The 13567-nt window shown below is 69.8% G+C and carries 18 protein-coding genes and 1 pseudogene; 15 read left to right on the forward strand and 4 right to left on the reverse strand.

Annotated features, from left to right (window positions below):
• Window positions 1-20: 20 nt before the first annotated feature.
• On the reverse strand, window positions 21-1145 hold the full coding sequence (locus tag ABD830_RS17765) for an FAD-dependent monooxygenase (RefSeq protein WP_344988389.1): 1125 nt from the start codon (window positions 1143-1145) through the stop codon (window positions 21-23).
• A 201-nt stretch (window positions 1146-1346) separates the two neighbouring features.
• Here ABD830_RS17765 and ABD830_RS17770 point away from each other — a divergent pair, with 201 nt between their 5' ends.
• The 4 genes from ABD830_RS17770 to ABD830_RS54270 all read left to right on the forward strand — a co-directional run bounded on the left by ABD830_RS17770 (window position 1347) and on the right by ABD830_RS54270 (window position 3693).
• On the forward strand, window positions 1347-1967 hold the full coding sequence (locus tag ABD830_RS17770) for a bifunctional 4-hydroxy-2-oxoglutarate aldolase/2-dehydro-3-deoxy-phosphogluconate aldolase (RefSeq protein WP_344988391.1): 621 nt from the start codon (window positions 1347-1349) through the stop codon (window positions 1965-1967).
• Between the two features lie 25 nt (window positions 1968-1992).
• Window positions 1993-2163 carry a hypothetical protein gene (locus tag ABD830_RS17775; RefSeq protein WP_344988393.1) on the forward strand — a complete coding sequence of 57 codons (171 nt, stop codon included), beginning with the start codon at window positions 1993-1995 and terminating at the stop codon, window positions 2161-2163.
• A 61-nt stretch (window positions 2164-2224) separates the two neighbouring features.
• A complete protein-coding gene (locus tag ABD830_RS17780; RefSeq protein WP_344988395.1) occupies window positions 2225-3586 on the forward strand; it encodes an L-lactate MFS transporter in 1362 nt (453 codons plus the stop codon).
• Window positions 3583-3693, forward strand: a complete 111-nt coding sequence (locus ABD830_RS54270; RefSeq protein WP_425567094.1) for an MFS transporter small subunit — start codon at window positions 3583-3585, stop codon at window positions 3691-3693. Before ABD830_RS17780 ends, ABD830_RS54270 begins: the two co-directional genes overlap by 4 nt.
• 25 nt (window positions 3694-3718) lie before the next feature.
• On the opposite strand, the gene ABD830_RS17785 is transcribed toward ABD830_RS54270, so the two are convergent.
• Window positions 3719-4654 carry an SDR family oxidoreductase gene (locus ABD830_RS17785; protein WP_344988397.1) on the reverse strand — a complete coding sequence of 312 codons (936 nt, stop codon included), beginning with the start codon at window positions 4652-4654 and terminating at the stop codon, window positions 3719-3721.
• A 90-nt stretch (window positions 4655-4744) separates the two neighbouring features.
• On the opposite strand from ABD830_RS17785, the gene ABD830_RS17790 reads away from it, so the two are divergent.
• Window positions 4745-5311: a TetR family transcriptional regulator gene (locus ABD830_RS17790; protein WP_344988399.1), complete on the forward strand. Its 567-nt coding sequence runs from the start codon at window positions 4745-4747 to the stop codon at window positions 5309-5311.
• Between the two features lie 35 nt (window positions 5312-5346).
• Here ABD830_RS17790 and ABD830_RS17795 read toward each other — a convergent pair whose 3' ends face one another.
• Window positions 5347-6132, reverse strand: coding sequence for a helix-turn-helix domain-containing protein (locus tag ABD830_RS17795; protein WP_344988401.1), 786 nt, complete (start codon window positions 6130-6132; stop codon window positions 5347-5349).
• On the opposite strand from ABD830_RS17795, the gene ABD830_RS17800 reads away from it, so the two are divergent.
• The 9 genes and pseudogenes from ABD830_RS17800 (at window position 6131) to ABD830_RS17840 (ending at window position 11533) form a co-directional block, all read left to right on the forward strand.
• Entirely contained in the window at window positions 6131-6490 is a 360-nt protein-coding gene (locus ABD830_RS17800; RefSeq protein WP_344988403.1) for a YceI family protein, read from the forward strand. The genes ABD830_RS17795 and ABD830_RS17800 overlap by 2 nt on opposite strands.
• A gap of 27 nt (window positions 6491-6517) precedes the next feature.
• A pseudogene (locus ABD830_RS17805) lies at window positions 6518-6841 on the forward strand (low temperature requirement protein A); the annotation flags it as partial.
• Between the two features lie 279 nt (window positions 6842-7120).
• Window positions 7121-7873 carry an SDR family oxidoreductase gene (locus tag ABD830_RS17810; protein ID WP_344988405.1) on the forward strand — a complete coding sequence of 251 codons (753 nt, stop codon included), beginning with the start codon at window positions 7121-7123 and terminating at the stop codon, window positions 7871-7873.
• A gap of 45 nt (window positions 7874-7918) precedes the next feature.
• Entirely contained in the window at window positions 7919-8152 is a 234-nt protein-coding gene (locus ABD830_RS17815) for a hypothetical protein (RefSeq protein ID WP_344988406.1), read from the forward strand.
• A 273-nt stretch (window positions 8153-8425) separates the two neighbouring features.
• A complete protein-coding gene (locus ABD830_RS17820) occupies window positions 8426-8566 on the forward strand; it encodes a hypothetical protein (protein ID WP_344988408.1) in 141 nt (46 codons plus the stop codon).
• 127 nt (window positions 8567-8693) lie between these two features.
• Window positions 8694-9644: an RNA polymerase sigma-70 factor gene (locus tag ABD830_RS17825; protein WP_344988410.1), complete on the forward strand. Its 951-nt coding sequence runs from the start codon at window positions 8694-8696 to the stop codon at window positions 9642-9644.
• A 62-nt stretch (window positions 9645-9706) separates the two neighbouring features.
• The gene (locus ABD830_RS17830; RefSeq protein ID WP_344988412.1) at window positions 9707-10432 is read left to right on the forward strand and encodes a sigma-70 family RNA polymerase sigma factor family protein; all 726 of its coding nucleotides are present in this window, start codon (window positions 9707-9709) and stop codon (window positions 10430-10432) included.
• 22 nt (window positions 10433-10454) lie between these two features.
• A complete protein-coding gene (locus ABD830_RS17835; protein WP_344988414.1) occupies window positions 10455-10940 on the forward strand; it encodes an Ohr family peroxiredoxin in 486 nt (161 codons plus the stop codon).
• A 152-nt stretch (window positions 10941-11092) separates the two neighbouring features.
• Window positions 11093-11533, forward strand: coding sequence for a cupin domain-containing protein (locus tag ABD830_RS17840; RefSeq protein WP_344988416.1), 441 nt, complete (start codon window positions 11093-11095; stop codon window positions 11531-11533).
• A gap of 76 nt (window positions 11534-11609) precedes the next feature.
• Here ABD830_RS17840 and ABD830_RS17845 read toward each other — a convergent pair whose 3' ends face one another.
• Window positions 11610-12782, reverse strand: coding sequence for a L,D-transpeptidase (locus tag ABD830_RS17845; RefSeq protein ID WP_344988417.1), 1173 nt, complete (start codon window positions 12780-12782; stop codon window positions 11610-11612).
• A 424-nt stretch (window positions 12783-13206) separates the two neighbouring features.
• On the opposite strand from ABD830_RS17845, the gene ABD830_RS17850 reads away from it, so the two are divergent.
• Window positions 13207-13560, forward strand: a complete 354-nt coding sequence (locus tag ABD830_RS17850; protein WP_344988418.1) for a hypothetical protein — start codon at window positions 13207-13209, stop codon at window positions 13558-13560.
• The last annotated feature ends 7 nt before the right edge of the window (window positions 13561-13567 follow it).

Consider the following 13567-nt stretch of genomic DNA (forward strand, 5'->3'; position numbering starts at 1 on the left):
CGCTCGTGAGGCGAAACGTCTCATCTGGCCTTCGAGCCGCGCCGGAAGACGCCCGGCGACGGGAGTCGTTCGATCGCATGCCCGACCTGGTAGTACAGCCGCGGCGGGATGTGCGGGAGCAGCCGCGAATGCCGCTTGCCCAGCAGCGTGAACATCTCCAGCGGCGAGAGGTCCATGTAGCGCGGCAGGTTCTCGTACCACTGGGCGCTGTAGTGGGCCGCTCGTTGGATGCGTCTGATCTCGGCTCTGCGTCGCCGGTCGTAGCGGGCCAGGGCGGCCTCCAGCCGGTCGTCCTGATACAGGGAGTGGGCCAGGAAGGCGGCGTCTCCGAGGGCGAGGGCGGTGCCTGCGCCGATGGAGTAGTGGGTGGTGTGTGCGGCGTCGCCGACGAGGGCGAGGTTGCCGCGGTGCCAGGTGCGGTTGGTCAGGGTGCGGAAGTTCAGCCAGTGTGCGCTGCCGTCGTTGAGTGCCCGGCCGAGGAGGGGGTGGCCGTCGAGGATGTCGGCGAAGAGTTTTTCCAGCAGGGCCAGGCTGTCGGCTTCGTGGGTCTGGTGGAGGCCGAGTCCTTTCCAGGTTTCGGGGGAGCATTCGATGACGCCGGTGCTGTGGTCGTGGCTGTAGGGGTAGCCGTAGCACCAGATCCAGCCGTGGTCGGTTTCGACGAAGGCGAACAGGAAGGAGTCGAAGGCTTTGGTGGTGCCGAGCCACATGTATTTGTTGCGGCCGAGGGTGGTCTGGGTGCCGAAGTGGGTGGCGTGGCGTTCGCGCAGGGTGCTGTTGATGCCGTCGCCGGCCACGATGAGGTCGGCGCCGGCCAGTTCGTCCTCGTGGGTGATCTCGTGCTCGTACTCGATGCGCACGCCGAGGGAACGGGCCCGCTCGGCCAGGATGGCCAGCAACTGGTGCCGGCCGATGCCGTAACCGACGTCCGAGTCGTTCGCCGTCACCGTGGCCCGTTCGTGGATGTAGGCGACCCAGCTGTCCCAGCGGATGGAGTTCTCCCTGACGATCTGGGCGGATTCGGGATCGGCGAAGTACAGGTTGCTCAGGAGTTCGTCCCAGTACGTCACACCCCAGCCGTACGTCGATCCGGCCGGATTGCGCTCGTAGACGGTGATGTCATGGGCCGGATCGGTCCGTTTCATCAGGATCGAGAAGTACAGGCCGGCGGGCCCGGCCCCAACGCACGCGATCTTCACAAGAACCCCCGGTGTGACTTACTGCTACCTATTTATCACATAGAGTAGCGATCTCGACTCTGCGACCCTTCAGTGGGGGCGATGGCCTGGAGCGCAGGGACCCGCGACAGGATGAGGGCGCACGTCGTCATCCTGCGAAGGGGAGTCATGTTCCGCTGGGAGATCGTCCGGGCCGTCACCGAGCAGCGGGTGTTCGGGATCGTCAGGACCTCAGGGCCCGATGAGGCGGTGGCCGCCGCCGAGGCCGTGCTGGACGCCGGGCTGAGGGCCGTCGAGGTGGCGCTCACGACGCCGCGCGCCCTCGCCGCCGTGGCGGCGGTCACCGAGCGGCGGCCCGAGGCGCTGGTCGGCGCGGGCACCGTGCTGGACGGCGCGGCGGCCCGCGCCGCCGTGGAGGCCGGTGCGCGCTTCCTGGTCTCGCCCAACCTGCACCGCGAGGTCATCCGCACCGGCCATCGGTACGGCGTCCCGGTCTTCCCTGGTGTCTCGACGCCGACCGAGATCGTGCAGGCCCTGGAGGAGGGGGCGGACGCGGTGAAGATCTTCCCGGCGTCCGCGGTGTCGCCGTCCTGGCTGCGGGACGTGCGGGCGGCGCTGCCGCAGGTGCCCGCGATCCCCACCGGGGGCGTGACTCTCGACAACGCACCTGAGTGGATCGCGGCGGGCGCCGTGGCCTGCGGCATGGGGTCGGCGCTGACCTCGGGTGGGACGCGTGCCGCGGGCGAACGGATCACCGCCCTGCTGACCAGACTCGCGCAGGCCCGCTGACCGCACCGCTCCCCCGCTCCTGGCGATGGCCGCCGGCTACGTCAACCAGCAGGGTCTTCCGCTCAACAACCTCATCGCGGCCGGAGCGGTGATCTGTCTGCTGCCCGTGCTGCTCTTGTTCCCGTTCATGCAGCGGCGCTTCGTCAGCGGGTTCACCACCGCGGGACTGAAGGAGCAAGAGGCCGTTCGTCGCTGATTTCTGACCGCTCGCCGTAAGGAGCTCCAGTACTGCATACGGTATGTGGTACGCGTGACAGGTGGCGACAAGATTCCTCGACCGTTCCCGCATCGTGGCGGACCCGGGCTGGAGCCGGTGGCTGGTGCCGCCCGCGGCGCTCTCCGTCCACCTGGCGATCGGGCAGGCGTACGCGTGGAGCGTGTTCAAGCCCCCGCTGGAGTCGGTGCTCCAGCTGTCGGGCACGCAGAGCGCCCTGCCGTTTCAACTGGGCATCGTCATGCTCGGCCTGTCAGCGGCCTTCGGCGGCACGCTGGTGGAGCGCAACGGGCCGCGGTGGGCGATGTTCGTCTCGATGTCCTGCTTCTCCTCCGGGTTCCTGCTGTCCGCGCTGGGCGTGGCCACCCGGCAGTACTGGCTGGTGGTGCTCGGGTACGGGTTCGTGGGCGGGATCGGGCTCGGCATCGGCTACATCTCCCCCGTCTCCACGCTGATCAAGTGGTTCCCCGACCGGCCTGGCATGGCCACCGGCATCGCGATCATGGGGTTCGGCGGCGGGGCTCTCATCGCCTCGCCGTGGTCGGCGCAGATGCTGGAGTCGTTCGGCACGAGCACGGGCGGGATCGCCACCACGTTCCTGGTGCACGGCGTGGTCTACGCGGTCTTCATGTCGATGGGCGTGCTGCTGGTACGCGTCCCGCCGGAGGGCTGGTCGCCGCGCGGGTGGACGCCGCCCGCGGTCGCGGCCCGGCCGCTGATCACCGACGCGGACGTCTCGGCCCGCAACGCGATCCGCACCCCGCAGTTCTACTGCCTGTGGATCGTGCTGTGCTGCAACGTCACCGCGGGCATCGGGATCCTGGAGAAGGCCGCGCCCATGATCAAGGACTTCTTCGCCGGCACGGCCACGCCGGTCGCCGTGGGGGCGGCCGCAGGATTCGTGGCGCTGCTGTCGCTGGCGAACATGACCGGCCGCTTCGTCTGGTCGTCCACCTCGGACGTGATCGGGCGCAAGAACATGTACCGCGTCTACCTGGGCGTGGGCGCGCTGCTCTACCTGGTGATCGCGCTGGCGGGCAACTCCTCGAAGCCGCTGTTCATCCTGTGCGCGCTGGGCATCCTGTCCTTCTACGGCGGCGGCTTCGCGACGGTCCCGGCGTACCTGAAGGACCTGTTCGGCACCTTCCAGGTCGGCGCGATCCACGGCCGCCTGCTCACCGCGTGGTCCACCGCCGGCGTGCTCGGCCCGCTCATCGTGAACGCCGTCGCCGACGCGCAGAAGGCGGCGGGCAGGTCCGGCCCCGCGCTCTACACCACCTCCCTCTACATCATGATCGGGCTGCTGGCGGTGGGGCTGGTCGCCAACGAGCTGATCCGGCCGGTGAGCGAGAAGTACCACGAGAAGCCCGCCGAGCGGCTGGCGGTGGAAGGGCAGGCGCGATGACCTCGAGGCGGACCGCTCTGATGGTGCTGGCGTGGGCCTGGGTCGGTCTGCCCTTCGCCTTCGGCGTGTACGAGCTGGTGCTGAAGCTCACCCAGCTGCTGGGTTAGCGCTCCAAGGGCTCCGGCGTCTTGATCAGGCGGCGGATGTGTCGTTGAAGTAGTGGCCTTTGTCGAGGTCGTCGATGAGCCCGGGATGCGCCGGCCGCCATCCCAGCGACTCCCGGGTCAGCGTGCTCGAGGCCGGGCTGTCGCTCGCGAGGAAGCCGCCCAGCCAGCCGAAGTGCTCGCCCGCGGACTCGCGCGGGATCGAGACCACCGGCAGGTTGAGGTGGCGGCCGATCACCTCGGCGATGTCACGGATCGGCACGCCCTCGTCCGCGGTCCCGTGCAGCACCGACCCCGCCGGGGCCTGCTCCAGCGCCAGGCGGAACAGGTGTGCGGCATCGAGCTGGTGCACGGCGGGCCAGCGGCTGGACCCGTCCCCGATGTAACCGGAGACACCCTTGTCGCGGGCGATGCCGACCAGGGCCGCCATGAAGCCGTTGTCTCCTTCGCCGTGCACCGTCGGGGCGAGTCGCACGACGGACGAGCGGACGTCGCGGGAGGCGAGGGCGAGCGTCAGCTGCGCGGTGGCCAGCCGACCCTGCGGGCCGCCGCTCGGCCCAGCCGACGGGTCGTGGTCGCGCCCGTCCCGTTCGGTGGCCACCCGCCCCGTCGCGAGCCCGAGTATGCCGGAGGCGATGACGAGCGGCCGGCCAGAGCCCGCGAGGGCCTCGCCGAAGGTCTCGACAGCGAGACGATCGGCGTCGGCGGCGCCCTGGTAGTTCCCGGAGAAGGCGATGTCGTGCTTGAACGCGAGGTGGATCACTCCGTCCGACTCGGCAGCCGCACGCCGCAGGCCGTCGAGGTCGTCGAGGGTGCCGCGACGCACCTGCGCCCCGGCAGCGGCGAGGGCGGCGGCCGAGGCGTCCGAGCGGGCCAGGCCGGTGACCTGGTGGCCCGCGCCGATCAGTTCGGGTACGACGGCGGAGCCGATCCACCCGGACGCGCCGGTGACGAATACACGCATGAGAGGTACTCCAAGCGGTCGATCGATGTCAGTGACTGTCATCAAAGTAGCACCGATGTCAGTCACTGTCATCAAGGTAGGATTCGACGCATGGGTCGATGGGAGCCGAACGCGCGGGGCCGGCTCGAGCAGGCGGCGATGGAGCTCTACACCGAACGCGGGTTCGAGCAGACCACGGTGGCGGAGATCGCCAAGCGCGCGGGGCTGACGGAGCGCACGTTCTTCCGGCACTTCGCCGACAAGCGCGAGGTGCTGTTCTGGGGCTCCCGCACGCTGCAGCAGCATTTCGTGGACGCCGTCGCCGGCGCGCCTGACTCCGCGGCCCCGATCGACGCGATCGCCGGAGCCATCGAGGCCGGCGCCGCGCTGCTTCAGGAGCGACGCGACTACGCCCGGCAGCGTCATGCCATCATCGCCGCGAACGCCGAACTCCGCGAACGCGAGCTGATCAAGCTCTCCTGGCTGTCCGCGGCGCTCGCCGACGCCTTGCGCCGGCGCGGCGTCACCGAGCCGGCCGCCGACCTGGCCGCCGAGGCGGGGATCGCCGTCTTCAGGATCGCGTTCGAACGCTGGATCAGCACGTCCGCCCAGTCGGACTTTCCGCAGCTCATCCGGGAGTCACTCGAGGAGCTGAAAGCCGTGACCGCAGGCAGATGATCACCTATGGCAGGCGATGTCGCCGCTGATCGGGCTCAGCTGTTGACGACGCGGAGCATGCCCAGGCGGCGGCCGGTCAGGCGGTCGAGCGCGGCCGACGACGCCTCGTCCGCCGGAAGGTAGGCGATCAGGCGCTGGTCGTCGGCGAGTTCGAGGGCCTCGTACGCGAGGCGCAGCTCCCCGGCCTCAGGGTGCGCCCAGCGCTGGACGCCGGCCCGCTCGGGGACGCCCGGCGTCGTGAGCAGCTCGACGAAGGGTCCGCCGGCCGTGACGGTGAGCTCGTCGGCGAGGGCCGCCACGTGCGGGTCGCCGAGACCGGCCGCGCACTTGATGATGGCGACCTGCTGGGTCGCGACGGCGTCCCAGTCGGGGTAGACGTCGCGGGCGCGCGGGTCGGTGAAGACGAACCGCGCGAAACTGGGCTCGGCCGCGTCCAGGAGCCCGGTGGGCCCGGCCAGGCGCTCGAAGCCCGTGGTGTACGCGAGCAGCTGCGTCATCCGGTTGATCAGCACCGCCGGGACGGGTTCCAGCTTGTCGATCAGCGCCCGCACCGTCGGCCGGATGCACATGACCGGAGGCTGGGCCGAAGGGCAGATCAAGGAGCTGCCGCCTTCGGTCGCCTTCGCCAGGAGCCTGAGGTGGAAACGCTCGTCGGTGGACATCCGCAGGGCGTCGGCGAGCGCGCCGAGCACCTGCGGCGACGGATGCCGGTCGCGGCCCTGTTCCAGCCGCGCGAGGTACTCGACGCCGACCCCCGCGAGCGTGGCCAGCATCAGCCCGGCCTCCCCACGCGCCGCCGCCGGGGCCAGGTTTGAGGGCATGACTTCCAAGACCATCGCGACGACCCCGACCGCTCTGCCACTCACCGCCGGGCAGTGGACCCTCGACCCGTACCACTCGGCGGTCGGCTTCCCGATCCGCCACCTCGGCATCTCGAAGGTGCGCGGCCAGTTCGGGCGCTTCGAGGCCGACCTCACCATCGGCGAGGTGACCCGGTCCGTCACCTTGGACGTCGAGTTCGGCGGGGTCGAGGACTCCGTCGTGGACGGACGCAGGCATGCCGGATTCGAGGCGAAGGGCGAGATCCGCCGGAGCGACTTCGATCTCGGCTTCGCCCTCGCCATCCTCGGTGACTCCGTGAAGATCCAGCTCGACATGCAGTTCGTCGAGCCCGAGTAACGCCTCCGGACGGGGGCCGGCCGTCTCGAGCTGCTGTTCGACCTGACCTTCGTGGTCGCGGTCGCCGGCGTCACCGCCCAGCTCGCGCACGGCATCGCCGCCGGTCACGGCCTCGCCGGACTGGTCCCGTTCCTTCAGGTGTTCTTCGCGATCTGGTGGGCGTGGATGAACTTCACGTGGTTCGCCTCGTCGTACGACACCGACGACGTCCCCTACCGGCTGCTGACCATGGTGCAGATGGCCGGCGTGCTGATCCTCGCCGCCGGCGTGCCGGCCACGGCCGCTCATTGGCAGCCGTGGTCGCGGCGATCACGGCCGGCTGCGTTCTGCTGGTCGCCTTCACGATCATGACCGCGACCGCCGGAACGCGTCGTCAGGGCCTGCGCCTCGCCGGCTCTGGCGAGTCCGTGACACTCTGGTCCAGAAGTGGCCCGCGAACGCCTTCACGTGCCCGGCCACCCGCGACGCGCCCGCCAGGGGAGGCGAACGTACGGACGAGGTAAAGCCGAGGAAGATTTCCGCTGCGGAAAGAATTTTCACGCTACCTGTCACAAGCCCGGAGGCTGTTCTGTCTTAGCTGGCGGACCGGTCGGCACATGGGTGCCCCGGCGGACAGAAGGGGTTTTTGCCATGAAGGTCGTCGTGATCGGCGGGACCGGCCTGATCGGGTCGAAGCTGGTGGCGAAGCTCGGTGAGCACGGGCACGAGGCGGTGGCGGCGGCGCCGAGCACCGGTGTCGACACCCTCACCGGGGAAGGGCTGGCGGAGGTGCTGGCGGGTGCGCAGGTGGTGATCGACGTGTCGAACTCGCCGTCGTTCGAGCCCGCCGCGGTGATGGAGTTCTTCGGGACCTCCACGCGCAATCTGCTGGCGGCGGAGGCGGCGGCCGGGGTCGGTCACCATGTCGCGCTGTCGGTGGTGGGAACGGAGCGGATGCCGGAGAACGGCTACTTCGCGGCGAAGATCGCTCAGGAGCAGCTGATCGAGAAGTCGGGGATCCCGTTCTCGATCGTCCACGCCACCCAGTTCTTCGAGTTCTCCCGCAGCATCGCCGATGCGGCCACGGACGGTGACTCGGTACGGATCGCGCCCGTGCGCTACCAGCCCATCGCGGGCGAAGAGGTCGCGCAGGCGGTCGGCCGGGTCGCGGTGGGGCAGCCGCTGAACGGCCGGGTCGAGGTGGCCGGCCCCGAGCAGTCCCGGATGGACGAGTTCTTCCGCGAGGCCCTGGCCGCCTGGGGCGACCCGCGCACGGTGGTCACCGACCCGGAGGCGTCCTACTACGGCAGCGTGCCGGGCGAGCGGACGCTGGTGCCGGGTGAGGGCGCGATCATCGGCGAGATCCGATACCGCGACTGGCTCGGGCAGAACCCCGCCAAGTAGCCGCGCGTCCTCACTTCAGGCTGTCCAACCACCTACGGAGGAATGATGAGCGCTGCTCCGAGCGGCGACGGCGACTTTCTGTATGAGCTCGAGGTCGAGGTCGAGGCGGAAGTGACCCTGGCGGAGGCGAGCCGTCCTGAGGAGGTCGCGGGCATGCCGGTCACCGAGTGGCTCTTCGATCCGACGGACGCCGAGCGCGAGGAGATCGGCCTGCGGGGCCTGCTCGACGCGGTCGAGGCCCTCGAGGACGACTCCCGGCCCGGCGAACACGGTGCGTAGCATGCCTCCGCTGCTGCGCCTGGCGTCGGCCGCGAACCTGCTCAACGCCGTCAGCGACCGGCCCCGGCCGGACACGCCGGGTGCCGCCACCGCATCCCCGCCCCCGACCCTGGCGAGAGCGCGCTGCTGCGGTCCGGTAGATTCGAAGACAGCACTCTGGGCGACGCGCCGGAGGCCTACCCGGTCTTCTCCGGCGGCAACGAGTTCCGCATCGCCACGGACCCGTTCCACCACCAGTTCTGCGCCGATCTCGACGCCGGCGAGTCCGCGCTGATGGCCGCGACGGCGCTGCGCTTCATGGCCGAACGGGCCGGCTCCCGCGAGATCGCCGGCGCCTCTCACGCGATCGCCGCGTCCCAGCCCGACGCCGCGACCGCCGCCGTCCTCGAGGCCGCCGGCCACGTACGGAACTGAACGGCGCACACCCGGCCGTGTGACGGGTGGTCGGCCGGTGGTGAGGAGCCACTGGCCGACAGGGGAATCGATGTGACAACTTGGCGCCGATGCCGCCAAGTCGGGGGAACCAATGCATACGCCATCTTTGGAACAGGCGAGCGCACTCGAACAGGCTGCTTCCGCCTTCGTCGAGCTGCGCCCACGCCTGTTCGGCATCGCCTACAGGATGCTCGGCAGCGCGGTGGAAGCCGAGGACATCCTTCAGGACGTCTGGGTGCGCTGGCAGAACACCGACCGCTCCACCGTCGAGAACCCCTCGGCCTTCCTGGCGTTGGTCACCACCCGCCTGGCCATCAACGTCGCGCAGTCCGCTCGCGCGCGACGCGAAGCCTACATCGGGCCCTGGCTCCCCGAACCCGTGGACACCAGCAACGATCCCACGCTGGGCGCGGAACGGGGCGAAGCGCTCGAACTCGCCTTCCTGCTGCTGCTCGAGAGACTCACCCCCACCGAGCGGGCCGCCTATGTGCTGCGCGAGGCCTTCGTCTACCCCTATCCGCAGATCGCCGACATCCTCCAGGTCAGCGCGGTCAATGCCCGCCAGCTCGTGAGCCGCGCCCGCAGACATCTGACCGCCGCACGACACGAGCCCATCGACAAGATCGAGCATCGGCGCCTGCTGAAGGTCTTCCTCGACGCCGCCCAGACGGGGAACATCGCCGCCCTCGAAGACCTCTTCGCCGCGGACGTCGTCAGCTCCTCCGACGGCGACGGCATCCGAGGGGCGGCGCGGTTCCCGCTGCTGGGCAGCGCCCGCGTGGCGAAGTTCCTCGCCGCGTACGCGCCACGATTCTGGCCGGACACCGCATTGACGTGGGTCGAGGTGAACGGGCGTGCCGGTGTGCTCGTCCCCCGCAACCGCACCGACGCCACCCTCCTCACCATCGAGGCCTCGCCGCAGGGCATCCATCACGTCATGTGGATCGTCAACCCGGCCAAGCTCGACGCCTTCGAACGCTCACGCTCCCGCGGGGACGCCGACCCTCCTGGGAGGGGCTGGACAGGCGTCACAACAAGCCGGGCTGTCCGGTCTTAACTGCCGACACCGACAGAACAAGAGGACATCGTGCGGGCGACCCCGTGGACGGGCGGCAGGACATGACCGAAGTGAGCGCCGGGACGCTGGCGGAGATGCTCGACGAACGGCGGCATCTGCTCGAGATCGCCACGTGGATGTTCGGCTCGGAGACGACGGCTGACCGGATCGTCCAGGAGACCTATCGCCGCTGGTACGCACTCGGCGAGGACGAGCGCGCCGGCATCGCGGTGCCACGCGCCTGGCTGACGCGGGTCGCCGGGAGCATCTGCCTGGACCTGCTCGCCGCCGCCCCGGCCCCCGCCCCCAGCGGCACACCGCAACTCGGCACGACCGGAGCGCCCGCCACCACCCCCGCTCAGGCACTCCGGCGCGAACCCATCACCGGCCTGGCACACCAGCAGGCCGGGTCGGACCGGGCGATGCCGGCCAGACACGACCGGGTCGCGCGCCGGTTCGCCGCGGCCTGCGAGGCAGGGGACACAGCGGCGCTGCGGGCGGTCCTGGCCGCGGACGCGATGGTCGTGAGCGACGGCGGCGGCAAGCTGCGCGCCGCCGTGCGCCCCACCTACGGCGCGGACGCGATCGCCCGGTTCCTCACGGCTCTGCTGACCGGCCGGCCCGGCACCGAGGTGGCCGTCGAGCCCGTGAACGGCCGGACGGGACTGGTGCTGCGCCAGGCGGGCCGGGCCGTGGCGGTGGCCGGCGTGAGCGTCGCCGGAGCCAAGGTCACCGCGGTGTGGATCGTGCTGAACCCCGACAAGTTGCAGCGCTGGCACCGCCCATGACCAGCAGCTGGAAGGTGTACCTGTGAACGACCCGGCATTGTCCACGGAGCACGACTACGGCGGCTCCGCGTTCAGACCGCTCTACGTCACGCGCGTCGCCGTGAGCGGCGGCAGCTCCGCACACGGCCGGGCCCCCGGCCGGGCCCGCTCCGCCGACGGCGCCCTCGCCCTGGAGCTGCGGATGCCCGAGGAACTGGGCGGCGACAACCCCGGCCCGAACCCCGAGCAGCTCTTCGCCGCCGGATACGCGGCCTGCTTCCACGGTGCCCTCAGCCTGCTGGCCCGCCGGCACCTCCTCGACCCGTCGCCGATCACCGTGGAGGCGTCCGTCGCATTCGGCCGCGACCCCGCCGACGGCGGCTACCAGCTACGCGCCGACCTCGTCGTGAGGTGGCCCGGAGTCGACCGTGACACGGCCACCCCGCTGCTCGCCCAGGCGACCGCGCTGTGCCCGTACGCCAAGATGACCCGCCAGGGCATCCCGGCCACGATCAATCTCGCCCCCTGAGCCGGAAGGCATCCAGGTAATGGCCGAGGATCGGCTGCCCAAAGCCTCGGCCCGGTGCCCTCAGACCGATCTGACCTGCGTGTATGTGGGTAGTTGTGTGACACCGGAGGCGAGATCGTCCGTTCCGGGCAGGCTTACGGAGGGGTAATACCGTGTCGAAGAAGAACTCAGGCGTCGGGACCGCCGAGCAGGAGCGCCCTGCGGCGTCCGGACCCACGATGCTGGCGGACATCCAGCCGCCCTTCATCCCCGAAGGCGCTTCGGGGATGACCGTACTCGTCGCGTGGCCTCCCGGACATCCGGGCACCGCTCCGCACCGCCACTCGGGGCCGGCGTTCGGCTACGTGATCGAAGGGGCGGTCCGGTTCGAGCTCGAGGGTGAGCCGGAGCGCGTGGTCGAGGCCGGTGAGACGTTCTGGGAGCCGGGCGGCGACGTGATCCACTACCAGGACGGCAACGCCCTGCCGGACTCGCCGACCAAGTTCGTCGTGTTCATGCTGTGTGAGCCGGGTCAGCCGATGCTCACGTACGTCGACGAGAGGGAACTGGCGCAGCGGGCCCACCTGCGCGCCCCGCGTCCCGCCACCGGCTGATCCGCCTGTTCGATACGGCGGCGCCCCGGCCCCGCAGGGGGCCGGGGCTGCACGTGGCGGCGGCCGGAGACGAGAGTCAGGCGTTGATCGACGTGCCGAGGGCGCTGCCCGCCAGCCATTCCTCCCACGACTTGGCCCACGGCGTCGGCCCGTTGCCGAACTCGAGCTTGCGCGACGTCCCCACGACCTTGATGATGTCCCCCCGCTGCGTGAACTTGTAGAACCAGTGGGCGTTGGCCGTGCTGGCGTTCACGCAGCCGTGGCTGACGTTGCGGCTGCCCTGCGCGTCGACCGACCAGGGCGCGGCGTGGAAGTACGTGCCGCTGTAGGTCATCCTGACGTTCCACTTGGTGTGCGCGTAGTACAGGCCCGGCCTGCCGATGGTGGCCGAGTCCATGAGGACGTCCGCGGCCTTCTCCTGGGCGATCATGGTGCCGGAGTAGCTCTCGTCGCCGGGCTTGCCGAGGCTGATCGGGATGGTCTTGACGACCTTGCCGTTCTTCCGCACGACCGCCTGGTGGGTCGAGTTGCGGATCTTGGTGATGTGCTCGGGCCCGACGGTGAAGGTCACGCTGCGGTCCTGGGCGCCCCACATGTCCCGTCCGACCCGTAGGCCGGCCAGGTGGGCGATCACTGTGACCCGCTCGCCGGTCGGCCAGTACTCGCGCGGCCGGAACTGGATCTCCCGGTCGCTCACCCAGCTCCAGGCGCCCTCGACGGGCTTGGACATCCGTACTTCGAGCGACCGCTCGACCGCGGCCCGGTCCTCGCGCGTGGTCACCGGCCGCGTCAGCATGAGCTGGATCGGCATCCCGACGCCGACCTTCTCACCGTCCATCGGTGACACGCCGGTGCCGAGCACCCGCTTCGGCTTGAGCGTGGTGAACCCGGCCTGCGCCGTGACCGGATTCCCGTCCGTGCCGATGGCCTGCGCCTTCACCGTGTACGCCGTCGACGGCTTCAGCGGCCACCACGGCCGCCAGGTCCCGTCCGTGCCCACGCTCCCGCTGACTTCCTGTCCTTTGGCGTCCGCGACGGTCAGCCTGGTGATCCTGCCGTCGGTGACCTTGACGCTGATCCCGGTGTCCGGGGAGACCTTCCTCGTGCCGTCGGCAGGCATGATCGACAGCTTGGCCGCCGGACCCAGCTGCTTACCGGGCGGCGGGTTGGAGCCGCCCGAGGTGCAGCCTGCGGTCACGAGCAGCACCACGGTGAACGTGCCGACGAATATGGTTCCGCCATTCCGCATGGCCGATGCCTCCAGTCCCCCGACAAATAGGCATATTTCAGGCTAGACAGCCTCTTAATGATACGAAGTCCGTTGTGCCCATAACTGCCCGTAATCATGCACGTCGCCCACCCTGGAGCGCGCCGGCCATCAGCCGGGCCGCCGGCGCACCCCGCTCCCAGCTGGCGACATCGGCGACGATGCTGCCAAACATCAAAATAATGGATGTATAACACCTCATAGGTTTTACGGGTTGTTTGGGGTCTAAGAGGTAACTGTGAGTATCTGGTAGGGGTATGTCTGCTTCCGTCTGAGTGCCTGGTGAATCCGAATACTCCGCCGAAATGGCGGCTGCCGGATTACGGGCCGTCCAATCCAATGAACGGAAACGAGAGCAGTGAATACTGAAAGTCGGCGGTCACGGACCTCACGCCATGGGCGGTTCGTGGCACTAGCTCTTACCGGCGCGGCCGCCGGTCTCATGTTCCTTCCCTTCGGCCAGGGGGTGGCCGGAGCGAGCACGGGCTTCCCCGCCGTCCAGGCCGGCGGCCCGCCGGCGCCGGCGCCGCAGGCAGCGCCGCGCGTCCACGTCCAGAAGAAGGTCGTGCATCACCGCCCGCACCGCCACCGGAACTACGAGGAGGCGGACATCCAGGTCTTCAACCGCAACAACAGCTTCAACTTCGACCACCGCAGGGACTTCTACAGCGACAACGAGTTCAACAAGGACCGGTGGGAGAAGGAGGACTTCGAGCACGAGCACGACCACGACCACGACCACCACAAGCCCGTCGAGTGACGCTGAC

The sequence above is a fragment of the Nonomuraea helvata genome (assembly GCF_039535785.1).
Classification (GTDB): Bacteria; Actinomycetota; Actinomycetes; order Streptosporangiales; family Streptosporangiaceae; genus Nonomuraea; species Nonomuraea helvata.

What these genes read in the sequence shown, in the direction of transcription:
- ABD830_RS17810 (WP_344988405.1), top strand. Translation starts at nt 7,121, where the DNA reads ATGAAGGTCGTCGTGATCGGCGGGACCGGCCTGATCGGGTCGAAGCTG.
- ABD830_RS17800 (WP_344988403.1), top strand. Translation starts at nt 6,131, where the DNA reads ATGACTTCCAAGACCATCGCGACGACCCCGACCGCTCTGCCACTCACC.
- ABD830_RS54270 (WP_425567094.1), top strand. Translation starts at nt 3,583, where the DNA reads ATGACCTCGAGGCGGACCGCTCTGATGGTGCTGGCGTGGGCCTGGGTC.
- ABD830_RS17845 (WP_344988417.1), bottom strand. Translation starts at nt 12,782, where the DNA reads ATGCGGAATGGCGGAACCATATTCGTCGGCACGTTCACCGTGGTGCTG.
- ABD830_RS17795 (WP_344988401.1), bottom strand. Translation starts at nt 6,132, where the DNA reads ATGCCCTCAAACCTGGCCCCGGCGGCGGCGCGTGGGGAGGCCGGGCTG.
- ABD830_RS17830 (WP_344988412.1), top strand. Translation starts at nt 9,707, where the DNA reads ATGACCGAAGTGAGCGCCGGGACGCTGGCGGAGATGCTCGACGAACGG.
- ABD830_RS17790 (WP_344988399.1), top strand. Translation starts at nt 4,745, where the DNA reads ATGGGTCGATGGGAGCCGAACGCGCGGGGCCGGCTCGAGCAGGCGGCG.
- ABD830_RS17820 (WP_344988408.1), top strand. Translation starts at nt 8,426, where the DNA reads ATGGCCGCGACGGCGCTGCGCTTCATGGCCGAACGGGCCGGCTCCCGC.
- ABD830_RS17765 (WP_344988389.1), bottom strand. Translation starts at nt 1,145, where the DNA reads ATGAAACGGACCGATCCGGCCCATGACATCACCGTCTACGAGCGCAAT.
- ABD830_RS17785 (WP_344988397.1), bottom strand. Translation starts at nt 4,654, where the DNA reads ATGCGTGTATTCGTCACCGGCGCGTCCGGGTGGATCGGCTCCGCCGTC.
- ABD830_RS17775 (WP_344988393.1), top strand. Translation starts at nt 1,993, where the DNA reads ATGGCCGCCGGCTACGTCAACCAGCAGGGTCTTCCGCTCAACAACCTC.
- ABD830_RS17770 (WP_344988391.1), top strand. Translation starts at nt 1,347, where the DNA reads ATGTTCCGCTGGGAGATCGTCCGGGCCGTCACCGAGCAGCGGGTGTTC.
- ABD830_RS17815 (WP_344988406.1), top strand. Translation starts at nt 7,919, where the DNA reads ATGAGCGCTGCTCCGAGCGGCGACGGCGACTTTCTGTATGAGCTCGAG.